Annotated in this window: 17 protein-coding genes; 13 read left to right on the forward strand and 4 right to left on the reverse strand. The window is 72.2% G+C overall.

The window, feature by feature from the left end; all coding sequences use genetic code 11:
* Positions 1-259 precede the first annotated feature (259 nt).
* Both sucC and sucD read left to right on the forward strand, forming a co-directional pair.
* Positions 260-1438, forward strand: coding sequence for an ADP-forming succinate--CoA ligase subunit beta (gene sucC / locus ACZ60E_RS37685; protein WP_384800380.1), 1179 nt, complete (start codon positions 260-262; stop codon positions 1436-1438).
* Between the two features lie 21 nt (positions 1439-1459).
* Positions 1460-2344: a succinate--CoA ligase subunit alpha gene (sucD, locus tag ACZ60E_RS37690; protein ID WP_107015729.1), complete on the forward strand. Its 885-nt coding sequence runs from the start codon at positions 1460-1462 to the stop codon at positions 2342-2344.
* An 84-nt stretch (positions 2345-2428) separates the two neighbouring features.
* Here sucD and ACZ60E_RS37695 read toward each other — a convergent pair whose 3' ends face one another.
* The gene (locus ACZ60E_RS37695; protein WP_469446434.1) at positions 2429-3307 is read right to left on the reverse strand and encodes a SigE family RNA polymerase sigma factor; all 879 of its coding nucleotides are present in this window, start codon (positions 3305-3307) and stop codon (positions 2429-2431) included.
* A 114-nt stretch (positions 3308-3421) separates the two neighbouring features.
* Here ACZ60E_RS37695 and ACZ60E_RS37700 point away from each other — a divergent pair, with 114 nt between their 5' ends.
* Positions 3422-5773: a cell division protein PerM gene (locus ACZ60E_RS37700; RefSeq protein ID WP_469446435.1), complete on the forward strand. Its 2352-nt coding sequence runs from the start codon at positions 3422-3424 to the stop codon at positions 5771-5773.
* A 24-nt stretch (positions 5774-5797) separates the two neighbouring features.
* Here the strand turns inward: ACZ60E_RS37700 and ACZ60E_RS37705 are convergent, their stop codons facing one another.
* Complete coding sequence (locus ACZ60E_RS37705) at positions 5798-6592, reverse strand: hypothetical protein (RefSeq protein ID WP_469446437.1); 795 nt, start codon at positions 6590-6592, stop codon at positions 5798-5800.
* A 341-nt stretch (positions 6593-6933) separates the two neighbouring features.
* Here ACZ60E_RS37705 and purN point away from each other — a divergent pair, with 341 nt between their 5' ends.
* On the forward strand, positions 6934-7563 hold the full coding sequence (gene purN / locus ACZ60E_RS37710; protein WP_384800368.1) for a phosphoribosylglycinamide formyltransferase: 630 nt from the start codon (positions 6934-6936) through the stop codon (positions 7561-7563).
* Positions 7560-9167 carry a bifunctional phosphoribosylaminoimidazolecarboxamide formyltransferase/IMP cyclohydrolase gene (gene purH, locus ACZ60E_RS37715; RefSeq protein ID WP_385837984.1) on the forward strand — a complete coding sequence of 536 codons (1608 nt, stop codon included), beginning with the start codon at positions 7560-7562 and terminating at the stop codon, positions 9165-9167. The genes purN and purH overlap by 4 nt, the downstream gene beginning before the upstream one ends.
* A gap of 124 nt (positions 9168-9291) precedes the next feature.
* On the opposite strand, the gene ACZ60E_RS37720 is transcribed toward purH, so the two are convergent.
* On the reverse strand, positions 9292-9939 hold the full coding sequence (locus ACZ60E_RS37720) for a hypothetical protein (protein ID WP_384800362.1): 648 nt from the start codon (positions 9937-9939) through the stop codon (positions 9292-9294).
* A gap of 297 nt (positions 9940-10236) precedes the next feature.
* Between ACZ60E_RS37720 and ACZ60E_RS37725 the strand changes: the two genes are divergently transcribed.
* The 4 genes from ACZ60E_RS37725 to ACZ60E_RS37740 all read left to right on the forward strand — a co-directional run bounded on the left by ACZ60E_RS37725 (position 10237) and on the right by ACZ60E_RS37740 (position 15539).
* Complete coding sequence (locus ACZ60E_RS37725) at positions 10237-11091, forward strand: bifunctional methylenetetrahydrofolate dehydrogenase/methenyltetrahydrofolate cyclohydrolase (RefSeq protein ID WP_384800359.1); 855 nt, start codon at positions 10237-10239, stop codon at positions 11089-11091.
* A gap of 220 nt (positions 11092-11311) precedes the next feature.
* Positions 11312-11950 carry a DUF3017 domain-containing protein gene (locus tag ACZ60E_RS37730; RefSeq protein WP_469446572.1) on the forward strand — a complete coding sequence of 213 codons (639 nt, stop codon included), beginning with the start codon at positions 11312-11314 and terminating at the stop codon, positions 11948-11950.
* 732 nt (positions 11951-12682) lie between these two features.
* A complete protein-coding gene (locus ACZ60E_RS37735) occupies positions 12683-13888 on the forward strand; it encodes a helix-turn-helix domain-containing protein (RefSeq protein ID WP_469446439.1) in 1206 nt (401 codons plus the stop codon).
* A gap of 661 nt (positions 13889-14549) precedes the next feature.
* The gene (locus ACZ60E_RS37740; protein ID WP_384800353.1) at positions 14550-15539 is read left to right on the forward strand and encodes a malate dehydrogenase; all 990 of its coding nucleotides are present in this window, start codon (positions 14550-14552) and stop codon (positions 15537-15539) included.
* Positions 15540-15790: 251 nt separating this feature from the next.
* Here the strand turns inward: ACZ60E_RS37740 and ACZ60E_RS37745 are convergent, their stop codons facing one another.
* Positions 15791-16708, reverse strand: a complete 918-nt coding sequence (locus tag ACZ60E_RS37745) for a GNAT family N-acetyltransferase (RefSeq protein WP_469446440.1) — start codon at positions 16706-16708, stop codon at positions 15791-15793.
* 170 nt (positions 16709-16878) lie between these two features.
* Here ACZ60E_RS37745 and ACZ60E_RS37750 point away from each other — a divergent pair, with 170 nt between their 5' ends.
* The 4 genes from ACZ60E_RS37750 to ACZ60E_RS37765 all read left to right on the forward strand — a co-directional run bounded on the left by ACZ60E_RS37750 (position 16879) and on the right by ACZ60E_RS37765 (position 23232).
* Positions 16879-18390, forward strand: a complete 1512-nt coding sequence (locus tag ACZ60E_RS37750; protein ID WP_384800347.1) for an aldehyde dehydrogenase family protein — start codon at positions 16879-16881, stop codon at positions 18388-18390.
* 68 nt (positions 18391-18458) lie between these two features.
* The gene (locus tag ACZ60E_RS37755) at positions 18459-20030 is read left to right on the forward strand and encodes a GMC family oxidoreductase (protein WP_469446442.1); all 1572 of its coding nucleotides are present in this window, start codon (positions 18459-18461) and stop codon (positions 20028-20030) included.
* Positions 20030-21235, forward strand: coding sequence for a quaternary amine ABC transporter ATP-binding protein (locus ACZ60E_RS37760; RefSeq protein ID WP_469446444.1), 1206 nt, complete (start codon positions 20030-20032; stop codon positions 21233-21235). Before ACZ60E_RS37755 ends, ACZ60E_RS37760 begins: the two co-directional genes overlap by 1 nt.
* Positions 21235-23232, forward strand: a complete 1998-nt coding sequence (locus tag ACZ60E_RS37765) for an ABC transporter permease (RefSeq protein ID WP_469446446.1) — start codon at positions 21235-21237, stop codon at positions 23230-23232. Before ACZ60E_RS37760 ends, ACZ60E_RS37765 begins: the two co-directional genes overlap by 1 nt.
* The last annotated feature ends 1 nt before the right edge of the window (position 23233 follow it).

Genomic DNA, 23233 nt, shown 5'->3' on the forward strand with positions numbered 1-23233 from the left:
CAGGGGCTGTTCGCGGGGCCTCACCAGGCAAACCCCAGCCTGGTGAGGCCCTTTACTCTGGCAATCTGTGACCGTAATCACCGCCCAGGTGTGATCTGCGATTTACGACCCCACGGTCGGCGGAGATAACCTGCGAGACGGACATGCCGCGTGTCGGCCACCGTGCTCACGCCCTCCTTGTGACCGCGCAGTCACGTTGCCCTCGCGGCACGCCCACGCAGACAACGAACCGCGAATTACCTGATAGGGACGGACGCGCGTGGACCTGTTCGAGTACCAGGCGAGGGACCTCTTCGCCAAGCACGGTGTACCGGTGCTGGCCGGTGAAGTCATCGACACGCCTGAAGGGGCGCGCGCGGCGACCGAGCGACTTGGCGGCAAGTCCGTCGTCAAGGCGCAGGTCAAGGTCGGTGGCCGCGGCAAGGCCGGCGGCGTGAAGCTGGCCGCCACCCCGGACGAGGCCGTCGCTCGCGCGACGGACATTCTCGGCATGGACATCAAGGGCCACACGGTCCACAAGGTGATGATCGCCGAGACGGCCCCGGAGATTCTTGAGGAGTACTACGTCTCGTACCTCCTCGACCGCACGAACCGCACCTTCCTCGCCATGGCGTCCGTACAGGGCGGCATGGACATCGAGGAGGTCGCGGAGAAGACCCCCGAGGCCCTCGCGAAGGTCCCGGTCGACGCCGTCGAGGGCGTTTCGATCGAGAAGGCCCGCGAGATCGTGGCCCTGGCGAAGTTCCCGGCCGAGGTGGCCGAGAAGGTCGCCGAGATCCTCGTGACCCTGTGGGAGACCTTCGTCGCGGAGGACGCGCTCCTCCTGGAGGTCAACCCCCTCGCCAAGGTCGCCTCCGGCGCCGTGCTGGCGCTGGACGGGAAGGTCTCCCTGGACGAGAACGCCGAGTTCCGCCAGGCGGACCACGCCGCTCTCGAGGACAAGGAGTCGGCCAACCCGCTGGAGGCCGCCGCCAAGGAGAAGAACCTCAACTACGTCAAGCTCGACGGTGAGGTCGGCATCATCGGCAACGGCGCGGGTCTCGTCATGAGCACCCTCGACGTCGTCGCGTACGCCGGTGAGAACCACGGCGGCGTGAAGCCGGCCAACTTCCTCGACATCGGCGGCGGCGCCTCCGCCGCGGTCATGGCGAACGGCCTGGAGATCATCCTCGGCGACCCGGACGTCAAGTCCGTTTTCGTCAACGTCTTCGGTGGCATCACCGCCTGTGACGAGGTCGCCAACGGCATCGTCCAGGCGCTGCAACTGCTCGCCGACAAGGGCGAAGAGGTCAGCAAGCCGCTGGTCGTGCGTCTCGACGGCAACAACGCCGAGCTGGGTCGCAAGATCCTCTCCGACGCCAACCACCCGCTGGTGCAGCGCGTGGACACCATGGACGGCGCGGCCGACAAGGCCGCCGAGCTCGCGGCCGCGAAGTAAGGGACGAGGGACAGAACAGCCATGGCTATCTTCCTCAACAAGGACAGCAAGGTCATCGTCCAGGGCATGACCGGCGCCACGGGCATGAAGCACACCAAGCTCATGCTCGCTGACGGCACGAACATCGTCGGCGGCGTGAACCCGCGCAAGGCCGGCACGTCGGTCGACTTCGACGGCACCGACATCCCCGTCTTCGGCACGGTCGCCGAGGCCATCGAGAAGACGGGCGCCAACGTGTCCGTCCTCTTCGTGCCGCCGGCCTTCTCCAAGGCCGCCGTCGTCGAGGCCATCGACGCCGAGATCCCCCTCGCGGTCGTCATCACCGAGGGCATCGCCGTCCACGACTCCGCCGCCTTCTGGGCGTACGCGAAGTCGAAGGGCAACAAGACCCGCATCATCGGCCCGAACTGCCCCGGTCTCATCACCCCGGGCCAGTCCAACGCCGGCATCATCCCGGGCGACATCACGAAGCCGGGCCGTATCGGCCTGGTCTCGAAGTCCGGCACGCTGACGTACCAGATGATGTACGAGCTCCGTGACATCGGCTTCTCGTCGGCCGTCGGCATCGGTGGCGACCCGGTCATCGGTACGACGCACATCGACGCGCTCGCCGCGTTCGAGGCCGACCCCGACACCGACCTGATCGTCATGATCGGTGAGATCGGCGGCGACGCCGAGGAGCGTGCGGCGGACTACATCGCGAAGAACGTGACGAAGCCGGTCGTCGGTTACGTCGCGGGCTTCACCGCGCCCGAGGGCAAGACCATGGGCCACGCCGGCGCCATCGTCTCCGGCTCCTCCGGCACGGCCGCCGCCAAGAAGGAGGCCCTCGAGGCCGCCGGTGTCAAGGTCGGCAAGACGCCGACCGAGACGGCGAAGCTGGCCCGCGCCATCCTCGCCGGCTGACCGGCCGGTTCCCTGTTTGTCGGTACGCCGACGGGCCCGCACCCTCACCGGGGGTGCGGGCTCGTCCGCGTTGCCGGGCGGGTCTCAGCGGAGCTGCGGTACGAGTCTCTCCGGGCCCTTGCCGAACATGCCGCGCAGGGTGGCCCGCAGCTCCAGGTCCTCCTCCGACAGGGGGCCCGGGCCGGAACGCGGCGGAACGCCGGGCACCTTCGTGGCCGGGGCCTGCGGAGCCTCGTAATGATCGGGGGCCGTGTGCAGCGTGAACGCGGTGGAGCCGATGATCAGGACCGTGAAGGCGATGGCCGCGCGGGTCCAGCGGCGGGCCCGGCGCTCGCTGCCGGAGCGCACGACGACGGGCTTCGGTGCGGTCCGCAGCCGTTCCGTGCCGCCCAGCTCGGCGAGCCGCCGCCGCAGCTCCTCCTTCTCCGCCAGTTCGGGCAGGCGCCGGGCGACGGTCGCGCGTGCGTACAGCAGCCGGTTCGCCGCCGCCGGAGTGCTCGCCTCCGTCTCGGCCGCGGTCTCCGCCAGCCCGATCCCGACACCGTCGTAGAGGAGCAGGGTCCGCCGGTACACGGGCGGCAGATTCAGCAGTGTCGACAACAGCCGGCGGTCGTCCAGGGCGGCCGGCGGCGGCTCCGGGGACCGGTGGCGCAGCCGCAGCCGATGCCAGGGGGACATCGCGTACTCGTACGCCGCCGCCCGCACCCAGCCCGCCGGATCCCGGTCGACCGCCACCTCGGGCCAGCGCTGCCACGCCAGCTGGAAGGCCCGCTCCACGGACTCCCGCGCCAGCTCACGCCGCCCGGTGAGCAGATACGCCTGCCGTACGAGGGCGGGGGCGGCGTACGCGTAGAGGGTGTCGAAGGCCTGCGCGGGCGTCAGGTCGGTGGCGGCGCCGTCGGTGTCGGTGCCGCCGGTGTCGGTGTCCGTATCGGCGTCGGTGGGGGCAGCGGTCTGCGTCACCGGGCGCCCTTTCGTACGTAAAAGTACATAAAACGTATATTGAGCGACACATCCGAGGTTCGCCTGTTACGACGGGAAAGCGCGTGTCGTTGGGAGCATGGCGGTGTGACCCAGATGACCGATCGCAGCCCCGATCGCAGGCCGGACCGCAGCCCGTCGTTGCCGCCGCCGCTCGCCCGGCTGCGCGAACGGTCGCCCGGCCTGGCCGCGGGCCTGGCCGGCGGCGCGCTCGCGGCGGGCCTTGGGCTGGCGGCGCTCGCCGTCCTCGTGACGGTCCTGTGGATCAGTTCGCCTTACCCGGACAGCGGTCCCGACGGGGCCCTGCACGTCGCCGCCGCGCTGTGGCTGCTGGCGCACGGCGCGGAACTCGTCCGCACGGACACGCTGTCCGGCGTACCCGCACCCATTGGTGTGACTCCCCTGCTCCTCGTCGCCCTGCCCGTGTGGCTGCTGCACCGCGCGGCGCGCGACGCGGCGGACGGCAAGGCGGCCGACGGCGACGAGTCCGGGGCGCCGTCGCCCGCCGTCCGGGCCGCGTGGGCCGGAACCGTCGTGGGCTATCTGACGGTCGGCGCCGCCGCCGCGGTGTACGCCTCGGGCGGCGAACCGAGCCCGTCGTGGACGTCCGTCGTCCTGTGGCCGCCGCTGCTCGCGGTGACCGCGGCGGGAGCGGGCGTCTGGACGGCGTACGGGCGACCGCTCGGGCCGCTGCCACCGGCCGTGCGCCACGCTCTCGGCAGCCTGCGCCTCGGGTCCGTCACGTCTCCGGACGCCGTACCGCGGCTCGTGGCCGCCGTACGCGCCGCGGTCGCCGGGGCCGCGGTGCTGGTGGGCGGCGGGGTCGTCCTCGTCGGTGTCTCGCTGGTGTGGCACGGAGGTCCGGCGCGGCTGTCGTTCCTGCAGCTCACGGACAGCTGGTCGGGCCGGTTCGCGGTGCTGCTGCTGGCGCTGGCGCTCATCCCGAACGCGGCGGTGTGGGGGGCCGCGTACGCGCTCGGCCCCGGTTTCACGCTCGGGGCCGGGCATGCGGCGGGCCCGCTGCTGTCGGACCCCGGCTCGCGGCTGCCCCCCTTCCCCCTGCTGGCGGCCCTTCCGGACGCGGGCCAGGGGACAGCGCCGAACTGGTCGGCGGGAGCCGTGCCCCTGGTGGCCGGCGTGGTGGTGGCGTGGTTCACCGTCGGGGCGGGAGTGCCCGCCCGCACGCGTGCGGGCGGGGGAGAGGACGCGGCCTCGGCAGCCGCCCGGCGCGCGGCGGCCTGGTCGGCCGGACGTACCGCCGGGACCCTGGCGCTCGCGGCGGCCCTGTGCGGCCTGGCCCTCGCGGTCCTCGCAGCCCTGGCGGGCGGCCCCCTCGGAGTCGCCGCGCTCGCCGACTTCGGCCCGGTCTGGTGGCAGACGGGGCCGGCCGCCGCGCTCTGGATCGCGGCGGTGGGCCTGCCGACGGGCCTGGCCCTGCGTTCCTGGCGCCTGCGCAGGCCCCGGGCCCCTCGCGTCCGTTCCGCGGACTCGGCCGGCGTGCGGGGTTGGGCGCGCCGGGTGAGGGGTTTCCGCCTACGAGGACGGGGGGTCCGGGGCCTCGGCGTACGGGGTCTCTGGGCTCGGCGCGCACGGGACCCCGAGCGGTCCGCCGATGGGCAGGCGTCCCAGGAACAGCCGACCGGGAAGCGGGCGACCGGGGAGCACTCGATCTACGAGTTCCTGGTCCACGAGCCTCCGCCACCGCCTCCGCCACCGCCTCCGGCGACTCCGGCGAAGTTTCCGGGCCCGGTATCCCCGGCGAGCGGGTCCCCGGGACCGGTGGTTCCGGTGAGCGGGGTTTCGAGTCCGGTGTCCCCGGTCAAGGGGTCTCCCGGCTCACCGGCTCCGCTGCCGGGGGCCACACGCCCGGTGTTCCCGATGGACGGGTCCCTTGGGCCCGTGTCCCCAACGGGCGATTCCCCGCGGTCGCCGTCCCCGGAGAACGGGCCCCCGGCCCCCGCGTCCTCGGCGGGCGGGTCTGCGGTCTCCGCCTCCCCGGTGGGCGGGCCCCCGGCCCCCAAGTCCTCGGTGCGCGATCCGTCGGCCCAGACATCACCAGTGCATGGACTGCCCGCCCACGCGCCGTCGGCTCAGGCGCCGCAGAGGCCGTCCGTGTCACCCGCGCCGTCGGTACGGCCCCCAGCCACGCTCTCGCCCGAGCCCTCGCTCCGAGGCCCCTCCGGCTCCGCCGAACCGGAGCCGCCCTCGCGAACCCGCTGGTTCTCGCGGTTCCGGACCGGACGGCGGGCGGAGACGAACCCCCGCTCGGCCGACGGCAGTCGCACGGCCCCCGACCCCGACTTCGCGCCGTACGACTTCCTGCCGCCCTCCGACTCCTACGGGTCCCTCTGGCAGGACGACTGGCACGACGACGTCTCGCGCGAGACCCGTTGGGCGGCGCTGAAGAAGGCGTCCACCCCCGTCGACCGGGTCGACCCCCCGGACTGACGAGCGGGGGCACCCGCTCCCGGGTCAGTCGCTGGTGCCCAGGAACCCCTGCAGCTCGTCCGGCAGCAGCGTGTCGCAGGACTTCTTCGCCGTGTTGGTGAGGGAGTCGTTCACACACGTGTAGTAGTCGCGGTACACGAGCTGCGCCGTGAACGTCATCGCGACCAGGGCGAGCGCCAGGGACGCCGTGACGAGGCCGCTGATCGCCGCGGTGGTCTGGGGCCTCGAGTCCCGGCCGGACGGCACCGGGGTGTCCGGGTCCGCCGAGCGGGGCTTGGCGCGCAGGGCGCTGATCGACCAGTACAGGGCCAGCGCGCCGAGCAGCAACGCCACGTACGGCCAGCTGAAGAGGGCGAAGAAGAACGCCCACATGCCGGACAGCAGCGCGTACCGTGCGCGCCGCTGCGCGGGGTCGGTCGGGTCCCAGCGCATGCCCGCGCCGGGGCCGCCGGAACCCTCCGGACCACCCTGGCCGCCACCGGGGCCGCCCGAGTTGCCGGAGCCCGGCCTGTCACCGAAACGGCCGCCCTGTGCGGGGCCCGGCTGCCGGTCGCTCCACTGGCTGCCCCAGGGGGAGCTGTCGTCGTCCTGGCCGCCCCTGCCGTCCTGACCCTGGCCGCCCGCGGGCCGCCGCGGCTGCCACGGCCGGTCGGGGGTGCCCTCCGGCGGCGGGGCGAAGGGGTTGTCGTCCGAGGGGTTTCCCGGCGTGCCGGAGCCCTGCCCGTTCTCGGGCACGTCGTCGCTCTCCCGCGGTGGAGTGGGAGAGGAGCGCCGCTCGCGCAGCAGGAGCGGAAGGCGTCGGAGACTTCGGTCCGGCATCAGGTGTGCGTCTTCCCCTTGGTGGTGTCGGGCGGTGGTGATCGGCGGGCAACTGTCCACAGAGTCGGCTACGCCTCCGGGGGCTCACTTCCCGGACATTCGTACCTGTACCTCTCCCTGGTCAACGTCCCGTGCGCAAAAGGCGTTCCCCTGCGCGGACCGTCTTCCCGGGGTGGTTCCTCCCCAGACGCTACCTTCCGGCCACGCCCCCGTCCCGTGGGGGCCGCCCGGTGTGCCGGTATCGTTGCTGGCGGTCGGCCGCTTCGTAGACTTCCCCGTATCCGGGGGCGCGAAGCATTCGTACGACCATACAAAGGCACTCCCCGAGAAAGGGCCCCGCCGTGGCCAAGGCCAAGCGCCTCGTCGTGCTGGTCTCCGGATCAGGTACGAATCTGCAGGCCCTCCTCGACGCGATCGCGTCGCAGGGAGTCGCCGGCTACGGAGCCGAGATCGTCGCGGTCGGCGCGGACCGCGAGAACATCGCGGGGCTTGAGCGCGCCGAGCGTGCCGGGCTGCCGACCTTCGTCCACCGGGTGAAGGACTACGGGACCCGTGACGAGTGGGACGCGGCACTGGCCGAGGCCACCGCCGCGTACGCCCCGGATCTCGTCGTCTCGGCCGGGTTCATGAAGATCGTGGGCAAGGAGTTCCTGGCCCGCTTCGGCGGCCGGTGCGTGAACACCCACCCCGCCCTGCTGCCCAGCTTCCCGGGGGCGCACGGCGTCCGTGACGCCCTCGCCTACGGCGCGAAGGTCACCGGGTGCACCGTCCACTTCGTCGACGACGGCGTCGACACCGGCCCGATCATCGCCCAGGGCGTGGTCGAGGTCCGCAACGAGGACTACGAAGACGATGGGTCCGCTCTCCATGAGCGCATCAAGGAAGTCGAGCGAAGGCTGCTCGTCGATGTCGTGGGGCGGCTCGCCCGCAACGGCTATCGCATCGAGGGACGAAAGGTAGTTATCCAGTGACCGCCGAGAGCACAGGCAGCGCAGGCAGCGCCGGCAGCACAGACACGGCCGAGGGCAGCAAGCGGGTCATCCGGCGCGCGCTCGTCAGCGTCTACGACAAGACCGGACTCGAAGAGCTCGCCCTTGGCCTGCACGCGGCAGGCGTGGAGCTGGTCTCCACCGGTTCCACCGCCGCGAAGATCGCCGCCGCCGGGGTTCCCGTCACCAAGGTCGAGGAGCTCACCGGCTTCCCCGAATGCCTGGACGGCCGGGTCAAGACGCTGCACCCGCGCGTGCACGCGGGCATCCTCGCCGACCTGCGGCTCGAATCCCACCGGGAGCAGCTCGGCGAGCTGGGCGTCGAGCCGTTCCAGCTGGTCGTCGTGAACCTCTACCCGTTCCGGGAGACCGTCGCCTCGGGCGCCGGCCCCGACGAGTGCGTCGAGCAGATCGACATCGGCGGCCCCTCGATGGTCCGCGCCGCCGCCAAGAACCACCCGTCCGTCTCCGTGGTCACCAGCCCCGAGCGGTACGCCGACGTGCTGTCCGCGGTCCGCGACGGCGGCTTCGACCTGCGCGCCCGCAAGCGGCTCGCCGCCGAGGCCTTCCAGCACACCGCCGCGTACGACGTCACCGTCGCCTCCTGGTTCGCGAGCGAGTACGCGCCCGCCGACGACTCGGGCTTCCCCGATTTCATCGGCTCGACCTTCGAGAAGCGCAACACCCTGCGCTACGGGGAGAACCCGCACCAGGGCGCCGCGCTGTACGTCGACGGGACGGGCGGTCTGGCCGACGCCGAGCAGCTGCACGGCAAGGAGATGTCCTTCAACAACTACACGGACACGGACGCCGCGCGCCGTGCCGCGTACGACCACGACGACCCGTGCGTCGCGATCATCAAGCACGCCAACCCGTGCGGCATCGCGATCGGCGCCAACGTCGCCGAGGCGCACCGCAAGGCGCACGCCTGCGACCCGCTCTCCGCGTTCGGTGGCGTCATCGCCGTCAACCGCCCCGTCTCCAAGGAGATGGCGGAGCAGGTCGCGGAGATCTTCACCGAGGTCATCGTCGCGCCCGAGTACGAGGACGGCGCGCTGGAGGCCCTCGCCAAGAAGAAGAACATCCGCGTGCTGCGCGCCCACCAGGGTCCGTCCGCGCAGGTCGAGGTCAAGCAGATCGACGGCGGCCGGCTCCTGCAGGTCACCGACCGTCTCCAGGCCGACGGCGACGACCCGTCCTCCTGGACGCTCGCGACCGGCGACGCCCTCTCCCAGGGCGAGCTGGACGAGCTGGCCTTCGCGTGGCGCGCCTGCCGGGCCGTCAAGTCGAACGCGATCCTCCTCGCCAAGGACGGCGCCTCCGTCGGCGTCGGCATGGGCCAGGTCAACCGCGTCGACTCCGCCAAGCTCGCCGTCGAGCGCGCGGGCGCCGAGCGGGCCCGGGGCTCCTTCGCCGCCTCGGACGCCTTCTTCCCGTTCCCCGACGGCCTGGAGATCCTGACCGCGGCCGGCGTCAAGGCAGTGGTCCAGCCCGGCGGTTCGGTCCGCGACGAACTGGTCGTCGAGGCGGCCAAGAAGGCGGGCGTCACCATGTACTTCACGGGGACGCGCCACTTCTTCCACTGAGACTCCGGCAGGACCCCGGCAGGACCCCGGTACGCGCCAGGGCCGTGTTCCCCTTCACGAGGCGGAACACGGCCCTTGGCGTGTGAACGGCGCGTGTACGACGTGCACGGGCCGTTTCCCGAGGTCAGTACCGCGGGCGCTTGAACCAGGCGGTGGCGGCGCCGTTCACCATCGAGGCGAGGATGATGCCGGCGATGGCCAGGGAGATGATCCCGCCGAAGGTGACGGAACCGCCGCCGCCCTGCACGGTGTTGCCGAGACCGCCGAGGATCATCAGCGACGCGTACACGATCGTCGTGACGCGGATGCCGGTGCCGCCGTTCTTGAACTTCACGCCCAGGAAGATCGACAGGGCGCCGATGCCGACCAGGAACGCCGCGAGCACGAAGCCCAGGCCCGCGAGGGTGTCGGTGTCGTCACCGCTGCCGAAGCCGTTCGACGCGTCCTGCGCGGCGCCGACCGCTATGCCGGCGATGATCCCGAACAGGATCTGCAGACCCGCCAGGATGAACAGCAGGACGCGCGCGGTCTTCATCAGACCCGGCATCTCCATCGGTATGTGGTTCCCGCCCGGGTAACCGGGATACGCCGGCTGCTGCGGGTAGCCGTAGCCATAGCCGGGCTGCTGCTGCGGGGCGCCCTGCGGGTAGCCGTAACCGGGCTGGCCCTGGGGCGGGTAGCCGGGCTGCCCCTGGGGCTGCTGCGGCGGATATCCGGGCTGCTGGCCCTGGGGAGGCGGGCCGTAGGGGTTGTTCGGATCGCCGAAACTCATGGCGTCTTTCCTCCGTCGTTGCGTCAAGTGCGGGGACGACGCGGCACATTTCGGAGGAAAGTTCTACAGATGCGGTTCGTCCCCCCGGTACTGTCCGCGGCACTGTGTCATTCATCGTCCTTAACGCGTCACTTATTTGTCCAGCCGGATACCGGCTGCGTTGTGCAAGTGCAACCTCGTCGATCATGGGGCGAAGCGGGACAGCGACGGGGTCGGGCGGGGTGTCGGGGGAGGCCGGGGGCCGTGGGCGGGGGGCCGGATTGGAACCGGGGCCCCGTCATCCGCGAGGATGGGCCCATGACCGCCCAGATTCTCGATGGCAAGGCCACCGCAGCCGCGATCAAGTCCGATCTGACCGTCCGCGTGGCGGCCCTGAAGGAGAGGGGCATCACGCCCGGACTCGGGACCGTCCTGGTCGGTGAGGACCCCGGCAGCCAGAAGTACGTCGCGGGCAAGCACCGCGACTGCGCGCAGGTCGGTATCGCCTCCATCCAGCGTGAACTGCCCGCGACCGCCACGCAGGAGGAGATCGAGGCGGTCGTCCGCGAGCTCAACGAGGACCCGGCCTGCACCGGGTACATCGTCCAGCTGCCGCTCCCCAAGGGCATCGACGAGAACCGCATCCTCGAACTGATGGACCCGGACAAGGACGCCGACGGGCTCCACCCGATGAACCTCGGCCGTCTCGTCCTGAACGAGCCGGCCCCGCTGCCCTGCACCCCGAACGGCGTCCTCACCCTGCTCCGGCAGTACGGAGTGGAGATCAAGGGCGCCGAGGTCGTGGTCGTCGGCCGCGGTGTGACCATCGGCCGGTCGATGCCGCTGCTGCTCACGCGGCGCTCGGAGAACGCGACGGTCACGCAGTGCCACACCGGTACGCGCGATCTGGCCGCGCATCTGCGGAAGGCCGACATCATCGTGGCCGCGGCGGGGTCCGCGCACCTGATCCGCCCCGAGGACGTCAAGCCGGGGGCGGCCGTCCTCGACGTCGGCGTCTCCCGCAACGCCGAGGGCAAGATCGTGGGCGACGTCCACCCCGGGGTGGCCGAGGTCGCCGCGTGGATCTCGCCGAACCCGGGCGGAGTGGGCCCGATGACCCGCGCCCAGCTCCTCGTCAACGTGGTCGAGGCGGCGGAACGCAGTGCCGTCTGACCGCGAGCCGGCGATCCCGGCGGAGGAGGGGGCTGTGAGCCCGGCGAAGAACGATGCCCGGGGGGCGGGCGACGCGCCGACGCCGAGCCCGTCTCCGGTGACGACGACGGCCCCGGCTCAGGCGACGACGTCGGCTCCGGCCGATGACGGAGGCCCGGCTCGGAAGGACGCCGTTCAATCGGAGTCCGGCCCGGCTCCGGCGCCGAGCCCGGCTTCGGACCTGGGCTCAGCCCCGGCTGCGGAACCGACCTCGGCATCAGCCGCAACCGCAACCGCAACTGCAACCGCAGCCTCCGCCTCGGACCCGGAACCGGGATCGGCCCCGGCTGCGGGATCGGCCTCGGAAACGGCTACGGCGCCGGACTCGGACTCTGCCTCGGAGCCGGATGCGGAGACCGGAGCCGCCGAGGACGAGGAGCTGACCGTCAGTGACGCCGTCAGTGCGCCCGGGCCCGACGGGGAGCCCCGGCGGGCCACGCGGCGGTTCCCCCTGTTCACCCGGGACACCGCGCGGCCCGAGGGCGGCGGCAGGGCGGCCCGCCGTGACGCGCCCGCGCCCGCACGGCAGTGGCCGATCCTCGCGGTCACCGGCCTGGTCGGGCTCGGACTGCTGCTGACCGCGCTCGACGCGTTCAAGGCGGGGACCCTGCTGATCGGCGTCGCCCTGCTCGTGGGTGCCGCCATGCGCTGGGTGCTGCCCGACGTGGGCATGCTCGCCGTCCGCTCCCGGTTCACGGACCTCGTCACGTACGGCGTCCTGGGGGCGACCATCGCCCTGCTCGCGATGATGGCGCAGCCGAATCCCTGGCTGGAGCTTCCGTTCCTGGACGACACGCTGCACTTCACGATCAGGACGTAGACGGGAGCGCTCCGCTCGGTGCCTTCGGTGCCGAGCGTCGTGGGGATCTGCCGGTCCGCCGTGGCTGAGCGCGCAGTTCCCCGCGCCCCTTCGGGGCGCCTGACTGAGCGCGCAAATCCCCGCGCCCCTTCGGGGGCCGTTCGACTGTGGGGCGCTTGAAGCGGCGGCGCCCGTCCGTTCCCCCGAAGTACGGAGGGGCGCCGCCTGGAATCCAGGGTCATGGACGTGCCAATGGCCGTTCAATACCTGTCAGTCGCCTGTGGCAGGGCGGTGACCGTTCCGGCACCTCCCGCGCGCGGGGCGCGCAAAACGTGTCCTCGCCGGTACCGGTCGCCCAGGACGCCGTACGCGCCACCGTTTCCGTCGATAGCCTGGCGGACCGACCGCGGCCGTCGCCTCATCGTGACGGAGGCGAGCGGTCGACGATCCGATCTGCCCCTGGTGTGCGTGTGATCCCCCTGAAACAGCGAGTGACGCACGACGCCGTGCACGTCCCTGCCCGGCGGCCCGGCCGGCTCGTCAGCCGGGAGGCAAGTCGGTGGGACACTGGACCGCAGACCAGGGGGCATGCGACGGTGCATGCCCACAGGCCCGAATGCTCCCGTGCGCCCCCATCCCGGGAACTGAGATCCTGACCGAACGCATCCCTGTGGGTAGCCGGAACGGGGACTCGGCAGGGGCTTCACACGCGGGAAAAGACCAGCACGTACCGGGGGGAAGAGGGGGGTACCAATGCCTCGTTGGAGGCCCTTGCCGGATGAACTCGATCCGCAGGTAAGGGAGTTCGCCAGTCAGTTGCGCCGACTGGTCGACCGCGGTGGGCTGAGTATCGCCGCCGTGGCCGACCGCACGGGATACAGCAAGACGTCCTGGGAGCGGTATCTGAACGGCCGCCTGCTCGCGCCCAAGGGCGCGATCGTGGCGTTGGCCGAGGTGACCGGGACCAATCCCGTCCATCTGACGACCATGTGGGAGCTTGCCGAGCGCGCCTGGAGCCGTTCGGAGATGCGCCACGACATGACCATGGAAGCGATCCGGATCTCCCAGGCGCGCGCCGCGCTGGGGGAGTTCGGGCCGACTCCGGCCAAGGGGGGAAAGAGCGGGAAGCAGGCGCGCGCCGGGGGAAGCACGACCGCGCCCAAGCCGGGTATCGCGGGCCCGGCCGGGGTGTCACCCACCGTGCCCCCGCAGAGCCCGGAGCAGGGGGACGAGCGCAGGCCGCCGTACGGGACCGGCGGCGCCGAGGGCGCGGGCGCGAGGACCGGTGCGGATGCGCGAGGTGGCGGTTGGGGAGTCGTCGCCTCGCCCCCGGGATCGTCCGGTGCCTCCGGTTTCGGTCCGGCGGGAGCGTACGGGCCGTCCGGTTCGGCCGGTCCTGCGCGGGCCGGCGGTCCGGCCGGGGGTCCGCCGCAGGACGCGCGGCCGGGAACCGGCGGTTCGCCCGACGGGCAGCGGCGCAAGCGGCGGCTCACCATGTTCCTCGCCGGAGTCGTGGGCGCGCTCGTGGTGGTGGCCGCGGCCGTGTACCTCACGAGCTCCGGCGGTGACGAGGGCAAGAACGAGGCCAAACCGAGCCCGAGCCCGACGGTGAGCAAGAAACTGCCTGCCGGGGTCGAGTGCAACGGCACGGACTGCGCGGGCAAGGACCCGGAGAACATGGGCTGCGGCGGGACGCTGGCGCAGACCGTGGAGAAGGCCGTGGTCGGCACCGCGCAGGTCGAGGTCCGGTACAGCGAGACGTGCGGTGCCGCCTGGGCCCGTATCACCGCGGCCGGGGCGGGGGACACGGTCCGGATATCGGCCGGCTCGGCTGCCGCGCAGACCGCCGAGGTCGAGACGGACACCGACGCCTACACCCCGATGGTCGCGGTGAAGAGCGCCACCGGGGCGAAGGCCTGCGCGACGCTCGCGTCGGGCGTGGAGGGCTGCACGAAGTAGCCGGTCGCGTCACCGCACGCGACCCGGACGGGCGCCCGACTCCCTTGAGCCGGGCGCCCGTTGGCGTGAGGGAGGAATGGCGGACGTCCTTCGGGGCAGGCGGACCGTACCCCCACGGGAGTCCGGAGTGTTTTCGGCAGGATGGCAGCCCCCGAGCTGCCGACCGGCACCCCCACCTGGTGGCGGCCGTTGACCCACTCTCCCGGTTCAACGACCGCCACCTACCCCCCCAGGGGCGCGGGGAACGGCACAGTCTTTTCGCCCTCCAGGCCCGCAGCCAACAGCGCAACCTTGCGCCCTTCAGGGGCGCGGGGAACGGCGCAATCTTTTGCTTTTAAGGGGCGCGGGGAACGGCGCGACCAGCCCCCACCGCCCCGCACCCGACAACGCACCAGCCCCGCTGGGCGCAGCCCACAGCGCACCAGCCCCGCCGCCCGCAGCCCAGACGGCTCTGCCAACCCGCCGGGCACGGCCCTGTGGGGCGCCCCACAGGGCCCCGGCCGTCCGGGATCCCGGATGCGCGATAGCCTGACCGCTGGATCTCTCTTGACGCCGAGAGATCGATCATCGACACCGGTGATCGATCATCGCGCCGCCAGGGCCGGGATCCCGCACCCCGGGGCAGGGACGCCCCACCGTCAGCTGCCATACGGAGAACGCCATGACCCGCACTCCCGTGAACGTCACCGTCACCGGCGCGGCCGGCCAGATCGGTTACGCCCTGCTCTTCCGCATCGCCTCCGGCCAGCTGCTCGGCGCGGACGTGCCGGTCAAGCTGCGTCTGCTGGAGATCACGCCGGCGCTGAAGGCCGCCGAGGGCACCGCCATGGAGCTCGACGACTGCGCCTTCCCGCTCCTTCAGGGCATCGACATCACCGACGACCCGAACGTGGCCTTCGACGGCACGAACGTCGGTCTGCTCGTCGGCGCCCGCCCCCGTACCAAGGGCATGGAGCGCGGTGACCTCCTGGAGGCCAACGGCGGCATCTTCAAGCCCCAGGGCAAGGCCATCAACGACAACGCCGCGGACGACGTGAAGATCCTCGTCGTCGGCAACCCGGCCAACACCAACGCCCTCATCGCCCAGGCCGCCGCCCCGGACGTACCGGCGGAGCGCTTCACCGCGATGACCCGTCTGGACCACAACCGCGCGCTCACGCAGCTCGCGAAGAAGACCGGCTCCACGGTCGCGGACATCCAGCGCCTCACCATCTGGGGCAACCACTCCGCCACCCAGTACCCCGACATCTTCCACGCCACGATCGCCGGCAAGAACGCCGCCGAGACCGTGAACGACGAGAAGTGGCTGGCCGAGGAGTTCATCCCGACCGTCGCCAAGCGCGGCGCGGCCATCATCGAGGCCCGTGGCGCCTCGTCAGCCGCGTCGGCCGCGAACGCCGCCATCGACCACGTCCACACGTGGGTCAACGGCACGGCGGACGGCGACTGGACCTCGATGGGCATCCCGTCCGACGGCTCGTACGGCGTTCCGGAGGGCCTCATCTCCTCCTTCCCCGTCACCACGAAGGACGGCTCGTACGAGATCGTCCAGGGCCTCGACATCAACGAGTTCTCCCGCGCGCGTATCGACGCGTCGGTGCAGGAGCTGACGGAGGAGCGCGAGGCGGTCCGCGCCCTCGGCCTCATCTAGGACCTGTCCGGTCGATCACGGCGAAGACGCGGGGTGTGGCACGCACATCTGCGGCGTTGTCGTCGGTTGCCGACGCTCCGCGTCGACGCCCTCCTCCGCCTTGCAGCTGCACGCACCACACCCCGCTCACCGGCGCCCACAAGGCACCGCAGCTTCCCTTCGCCGTGATCGACCGGACAGGACCTAGGCCCGCTCACCCTCTGAGCCGTTTCACCACCGATCCCCGGGCGCCCGCCCGGGGATCGGTGCGTTCAAGGCCCCTCGCCGGCGGTCGTGAGCGGCTTCTCGAACCAGTACCCGGCGTGCGGGTTGTCGCCGTACGGCGGGATCTCGGTGTACCCGCCGGTCCGGTACATCGCCGCCGCCTCCTTGAGGACCCTGTGCGTGTCCAGGCGTACGGTCCGGTGTCCGCGCCCGGCGGCGGCCCCCTCCAGTTCGGTGAGCAGCCGCCGCCCCAGGCCCAGCCCGCGCGCTTCCGGACGTACCCACAGATGCCGGATCTCGGCCGTCCCCGCGTCGAGCGCGCACAGCGCCCCGCAGCCGACGGCGCGTTCCTCCTCGTACGCGACGAGGAGCGCGGCGATCCGTTCGGGGGGTACGAGGTCGGTGGCGGCGTACCCCTCGGGGAAGCGTCCGTCGAGTTCGGCGGCGTAACCGGCGAGGCAGGCGCGTGCGTCGGGCGAGGCCGCGTCGACGGGCCGTACCGTGATCGCGGCCAGCCGCAGCAGCCGTTCGGTGACCGCGACCGCCTCGGTCAGCCGGTCCCGCTGGGCCTCGGTCAACCCGCGCAGCAGTCCCTCGGCGAGGTCGTCCGCGCGGCGGTTCTGCTCCGCCAGTTCGGCCCGCCCGGCCGGGGTCGGCTCCGCGAGGCGCAGTCTGCTGTCCGCGGGGTGCACGGTGACCCGGACGAGTCCCTGCTTCTCCAGCGCGCGCACCATCCGGCTCAGGTAGCCGGCGTCCAGACCGAGCCGGGTCCGCAGCTCCCGCAGGGACGCGCCGGCTCCGATCTCGTACAGCAGCCGTGCCTCGCCGAGGGGCCGGTCCTGCCCGAGGTAGTGGTCGTCGAGCACCCCGATCCGGCGCGTGAAGTAGCGGTTGAAGCGACGCAGGACCGTCACGTGCGCCGCGGACACCCCGGGTCCGGGGACTGATGCCGACACCGACTTCATAATCTTTGACTTTAGTCAAAGACTCGTCGGGGTGTCCATGTTTCGGGCGGCTTGTCAGTGACCCCGCGCACTTCGGCGACGGGGTGCGCATGACATCGGGGCCGAGGGGCAGGTGCTCCCGGCCCCGAGAGTGACGGGCACGGAACAGGAACGGAAGGCAGCACCGGATCATGTCGGGACACCAGGCGCAGCAGACGATTCATGTGGACGGCGAGTGGCGTGCCGCCGCCTCCGGAGCCGTACGGGACATCCTCGACCCGGCGGACGCGAAGCCGTTCGCCGAGGTCGCCGAGGGCGGGGTGCCGGACACGGACGCCGCCGTCGAGGCCGCCCGGCGCGCCTTCGACCACGGGGAGTGGCCCCGCACGCCCGTCACCGAGCGGGCCGCCCTCCTGCGCCGCGTCGCCGACCTCCTCGTCCGCGACCGCGAGAAGCTCGGCCTCCTGGAGAGCCGGGACGCGGGCAAGACGCTGGAGGAGGGGCGGGTCGACATCGACTGCGTCGCCGACGCCTTCCGGTACTTCGCCGATCTCGTCGTCGGCGAGGGCGGCGGCCGGGTCGTCGACGCCGGCTCGGACGACATCCACAGCGTCGTCGTGCACGAGCCCGTCGGCGTCTGCGCGATGATCACGCCCTGGAACTACCCGCTGCTCCAGGCCAGCTGGAAGGTCGCCCCGGCCCTCGCCGCGGGCAACACCTTCGTCCTCAAGCCCAGCGAGATCACCCCGCTGACCACCGTCGCCCTCATCGAGCTGCTGGTGGAGGCCGGGCTGCCCGCCGGAGTGGCCAACCTCGTCACCGGTCCCGGGCACAGCGTCGGCGCCCGGCTCGCCGAGCATCCCGGCGTCGACCTCGTCTCCTTCACCGGCGGACTCGCCAGCGGTACGAAGGTCGCGCAGGCCGCCGCCCTCACGGTGAAGAAGGTCGCCCTCGAACTCGGCGGCAAGAACCCCAACGTCGTCTTCGCCGACTCCTGCGCCACCGAGGAGGGCTTCGACACCGCCGTCGACCAGGCCCTGAACGCCGCGTTCATCCACAGCGGCCAGGTCTGCTCGGCGGGCTCCCGCCTGATCATCGAGGAGTCGGTGCGCGACCGGTTCGTCACCGAACTGGTGCGCCGCGCCGGGCTGATCCGGCTCGGCCGCGGCACCGAGGACGGCGTCGAGTGCGGCCCGCTCGTCTCCGCCGAACAGCGCGAGAAGACCGAGGGGTACGTGGCCGCCGCCCTGGCGGAGGGCGCGGTGCTGCGGACCGGCGGCGCCCGCCCCGACCCGTCCGACCGGCTCCCCGCGACCGGCTACTTCTACGAGCCGACCGTCCTCGACCAGTGCCACCGCGAGATGCGCGTCGTACGGGAAGAGGTCTTCGGGCCCGTCCTGACGGTCGAGACCTTCCGTACGGAGGACGAGGCCGTGGCGCTCGCCAACGACACGGAGTACGGACTCGCGGGAGGCGTCTGGACCGCCGACGCGGGGCGCGCCCGGCGCGTGGCAGGACGGCTGCGGCACGGCACCGTCTGGATCAACGACTTCCACCCCTACCTTCCGCAGGCGGAGTGGGGCGGCTTCGGCAAGAGCGGCGTCGGCCGCGAGCTGGGGCCCGCGGGCCTCGCCGAGTACCGCGAGACGAAGCACGTGTACCAGAACCTCGCCCCGAAGCCGGTCCGCTGGTTCGCGGGCTGACACCCGGCACCCCTTCAACGGCCCTCACGCCGCCCCCCACCTCACAAGGCCCCCTGGAGCGCCACCGCATGCCCGAAAACAAGCGCGAGCCCGACAGCACGTACACGTATGAGCCCGAGCACGAGCACACGTACGACTACGTCGTCATCGGCGGCGGTACCGCCGGATCCGTCATCGCCTCCCGGCTCACCGAGAACCCCGAGGTCACCGTCGCCGTCATCGAGGGCGGCCCCAGTGACGTGGACCGGGACGACGTCCTGACCCTGCGCCGCTGGATGGGCCTGCTCGGCGGGGAGCTCGACTACGACTACCCGACGACCGAGCAGCCGCGCGGCAACTCGCACATCCGGCACAGCCGCGCCCGGGTCCTCGGCGGCTGTTCCTCGCACAACACCCTCATCGCGTTCAAGCCGCTGCCGTCCGACTGGGACGAGTGGGAGGCGGCGGGCGCCGAGGGCTGGGGTTCGGTTCCGATGGAGGCGTACTTCCCGCGCCTGCGCAACAACATCGTCCCGGTCGATGAGAAGGACCGGAACGCCATCGCCCGCGACTTCGTGGACGCGGCGCAGTCGACGCTCGGCGTGCCGCACGTGGAGGGCTTCAACAAGAAGCCGTTCACCGAGGGCGTCGGCTTCTTCGACCTCGCCTACCACCCGGAGACCAACAAGCGCTCCAGCGCGTCCGTCGCGTATCTGCACCCCGTCATGGACGAGCGGCCCAACCTCCACCTGTACCTGGAGACCTGGGCGCACAAGCTGGAACTGGACGGCACCCGGGCCCGCGGGGTCCGTGTCACGACGAAGGACGGCGACGAACTCCTCGTACGGGCCCGTCGTGAGGTCCTGCTGTGCGCCGGCGCCGTCGACTCGCCCCGGCTGCTGCTGCACTCCGGCGTCGGGCCGCGCGAGGACCTCGAAAAGCTCGGCATACCCGTGGTCCACGACCTGCCGGGTGTCGGCGAGAACCTGCTCGACCACCCCGAGTCGGTCATCGTCTGGGAGACGGACGGGCCGATCCCCGAGAACTCCGCGATGGACTCCGACGCGGGTCTGTTCGTACGGCGGGACCCCGAACGGGCGGGCCCCGACCTGATGTTCCACTTCTACCAGATCCCTTTCACGGACAATCCGGAGCGCCTCGGCTACGAACGCCCCGAGCACGGCGTCTCGATGACCCCGAACATCCCCAAGCCGCGCAGCCGCGGCCGGCTGTATCTGACCAGCGCCGACCCGGCCGAGAAGCCCGCCCTCGACTTCCGCTACTTCACGGACGAGGACGACTACGACGGCCGTACCCTCGTCGACGGCATCCGGATCGCCCGCGAGATCGCGAAGAGCGAACCGCTCGCGCACTGGCTCACGCGCGAGGTGTGCCCCGGGCCCGACGTCACCGGCGACGAGGAACTGAGCGAGTACGCGCGCAAGGTCGCCCACACCGTGTACCACCCGGCGGGCACCTGCCGGATGGGCGCGGCGGACGACCGGCTCGCCGTCGTGGACCCCGAGTTGCGGGTCCGCGGCCTCGACGGCCTCCGGATCGCCGACGCGTCCGTCTTTCCGACCATGCCCGCCGTGAACCCGATGATCGGGGTCCTCATGGTCGGCGAGAAGTGCGTGGACCTGCTGGGAGGCGGTGCGTGATGAGTACGACGACCACTGTTCAGGAAGCCTCCGCCGAGCGCGCGGGTGCCGAGGACGCCAAGGGCGCCGAGCCCGTCTTCTCCGTGGACGGCCTGTGGAAGGTCTTCGGCCCCAAGGCCGACCGGGTCCCTGCCGACCCCGAGCTGGCCGCCCTCTCCGCCGCCGAACTCCGCTCCCGTACCGGCTGCACGGCCGCCGTCCGGGACGTCAGTTTCGATGTGCGCAAGGGCGAGGTCTTCGTCGTCATGGGCCTGTCCGGCTCCGGCAAGTCCACCCTCGTCCGCTGTCTGACCCGACTCATCGAGCCGACCGCCGGCACGATCGCCATCGACGGCGAGGACGTGCGGGCCATGGACAGGGCGCGGCTGCGCGCACTGCGCCGCCACCGGGCCGCGATGGTCTTCCAGCACTTCGGCCTGCTCCCGCACCGATCCGTGCTCGACAACGTGGCGTACGGCCTTGAGGTCCAGGGGGTGCCGAAGCGCGAGCGGCGCGCGAAGGCGCAGGAGGTCGTCGCGAAGGTCGGCCTCGAAGGCATGGAGCAGCGCCGCCCCGGTCAGCTCTCCGGCGGCCAGCAGCAGCGCGTGGGACTCGCCCGGGCGCTGGCGGTGGATCCCGAAGTCCTGCTCTTCGACGAACCGTTCAGTGCTCTCGATCCGATGATTCGACGAGACATGCAGGAGGAGGTGATCCGGTTGCACGGCGAGGAGGGCCGCACGATGGTCTTCATCACGCACGACCTGAACGAGGCGCTGCGCCTGGGCGACCGGATCGCCCTCATGCGCGACGGCCGCATCGTCCAGCTGGGCACGCCCGAGGAGATCGTGGGCTCGCCCGCCGACGACTACGTACGGGAGTTCGTCCGGGACGTGCCGCGCGAGCAGGTCATGACGGTCCGCAGAGCCATGCGGGCCGCGTCGGCGCAGGAGGCGGGCGAGGGTCCGGCCCTGTCGCCGGAGGCCACGGTCTCGCAGGCCATCGAGGCGGTCGCCCGCTCGGGACAGACCGCCCGCGTGGTGGACCAGGGACGCTGCCTCGGAGTCGTGGACTCGGACGCGCTGCTGGAGGTGGTGGCGGGGACGGCCACCCGGTCGGTCGGATCCACCGAGTCTGCCGGGTCGACCGGGTCGACCGGGTCCGCTGAGGCGGCCGGGTCCGCCGGGTCCGCCGGGTCCTTCGGGTCGGCTCGCGAAGGGGTGGCCTGATGGCCACGGCCACCGCGCACGCTCCCCGTACGGCCCTGCCCGGCTTCCTCGGCTTTCTCCGGCGCCCGGCCGTCGGCAAGCTCGTCCTGCTCGCCGTCGCCGCGGCCGTCCTCGTACCGCTGGCCGACTCCCGCTGGGCGAGCGGCAGTTGGCCGGGCGCCCTCACCGTCGACCTCACCGAACCCCTCGGCAGGGCCAGCACCTGGATCATCGACAACCGCGACAGCCACCCGCTGTTCCTCTACTTCTTCGGGCACGTCTCGAACGCGGTCGTCCTCGCCGTACGCGCCGTCTACCTCGTCCTGCTCGCCGCGGGCTGGGCGGGCGTCACGGCCGCGGCGGCACTGGTCGCCTGGCGGGTCGCCGGGGTGCGGCTCGCGCTCGGCACGGCCGCCGCGGTCCTGACCTGCGGGCTGCTCGGTATGTGGGTGCCCACCATGCAGACCCTCGCGCTCATGGTGGTCGCGGTCCTCGCGTCCGTCGCCCTGGGCGCGCTGCTGGGCCTCGCCGCCGGACTCTCCGACCGTACGTACCGCGCACTGCGGCCCGTCCTCGACACCATGCAGGTGCTGCCGGCCTTCGCGTACCTCCTGCCGGTCGTCCTCGTCTTCGGCATCGGCGTCCCGGCCGCGGTCCTCGCCACCGTCGTGTACGCGGCCCCGCCCATGGCCCGCCTCACCGCGCTCGGGCTGCGCGGCGCCGACGCCGGCGTGATGGAGGCCGTCGAGTCGCTGGGCACCACCGCACGGCAGCGGCTGTTCACGGCCCGGCTGCCGCTCGCCCGCAAGGAACTCCTGCTCGGCCTCAACCAGACCATCATGATGGCCCTTTCGATGGCCGTCATCGCGTCCGTCATCGGCGCGGGCGGCCTCGGCGACCGCGTCTACCAGGCACTCGCCTCGGTCGACGTGGGCGCCGCGCTCGCCGCCGGCATCCCGATCGTGCTGCTCGCCGTCGTCCTGGACCGGGTGACGGGAGCGGCGGGATCGGCGGATTCGGCGGGTTCGGCGGAGGCGTGGTCCGAAGGGACGGGCTCCCGCTGGGCGAGCCGGACCGGCCGGACCGGCTGGGTCCTCGCCGCCGTCGCCGCCCTGGCCGTCGCGGTCGCCGGACGCCTGGCCGGCCGGCTCGACTGGCCCGAGACCTGGATCGTGAACATCGCCGAGCCGGTGAACCGCGCCGTCGACTGGATGACCGACCACCTCTACTCCGGCGTCCCCTACGTGGGCGGCACCGCCGACTGGGCGGCCCACTTCACCACCGGCGTCCTGAACCCGGTGCGCGACGGCCTGCAGTGGCTGCCCTGGTGGGCGGTCCTGCTGACCGTCGCCGCGCTCGCCTGGCTGATCGGCACCTGGCGCACCGCCCTGACCGCCGTCCTCGCGATGGCCGCGATCGGGGTGCTCGGTGTGTGGCAGCCGTCCCTCGACACGCTCTCGCAGGTCCTCGCGGCGGTCGCGGTCACGCTGGTCCTCGGCTTCGGCACGGCCGTCGCGGCGGCCCGCAGCGAGCGCTGCGAACGCCTCCTGCGCCCCGTCCTGGACGTCTTCCAGACCATGCCGCAGTTCGTCTACCTCATACCCGTCGTGGCGCTCTTCGGCGTCGGCCGTGCCCCCGCGGTCGCCGCCGCGGTCGTCTACGCGCTGCCCGCCGTCGTCCGCATCACCACGCAGGGCCTGCGCAACGTGGACCCGGCGGCCATGGAGTCCTCGCGCTCCATGGGCGCGACCGGCTGGCAGCAACTGCGCCAGGTCCAGCTGCCGCTGGCCCGCCCCGCCCTGCTGCTCGCCGTGAACCAGGGCGTCGTCCTCGTCCTCGCCGTCGTCATCATCGGCGGCCTGGTCGGCGGTGGCGCGCTCGGTTACGACGTCGTGTTCGGGCTCGCCCAGGGCGACCTGGCCACGGGTCTGGTGGCCGGCGCGGCGATCGTCTGCCTCGGCCTGATGCTCGACCGGGTCACGCAACCGACGCGGCGCCGTACGAAGAAGGGAGCCTGAG

This window comes from Streptomyces sp. NPDC102514, assembly GCF_055584525.1.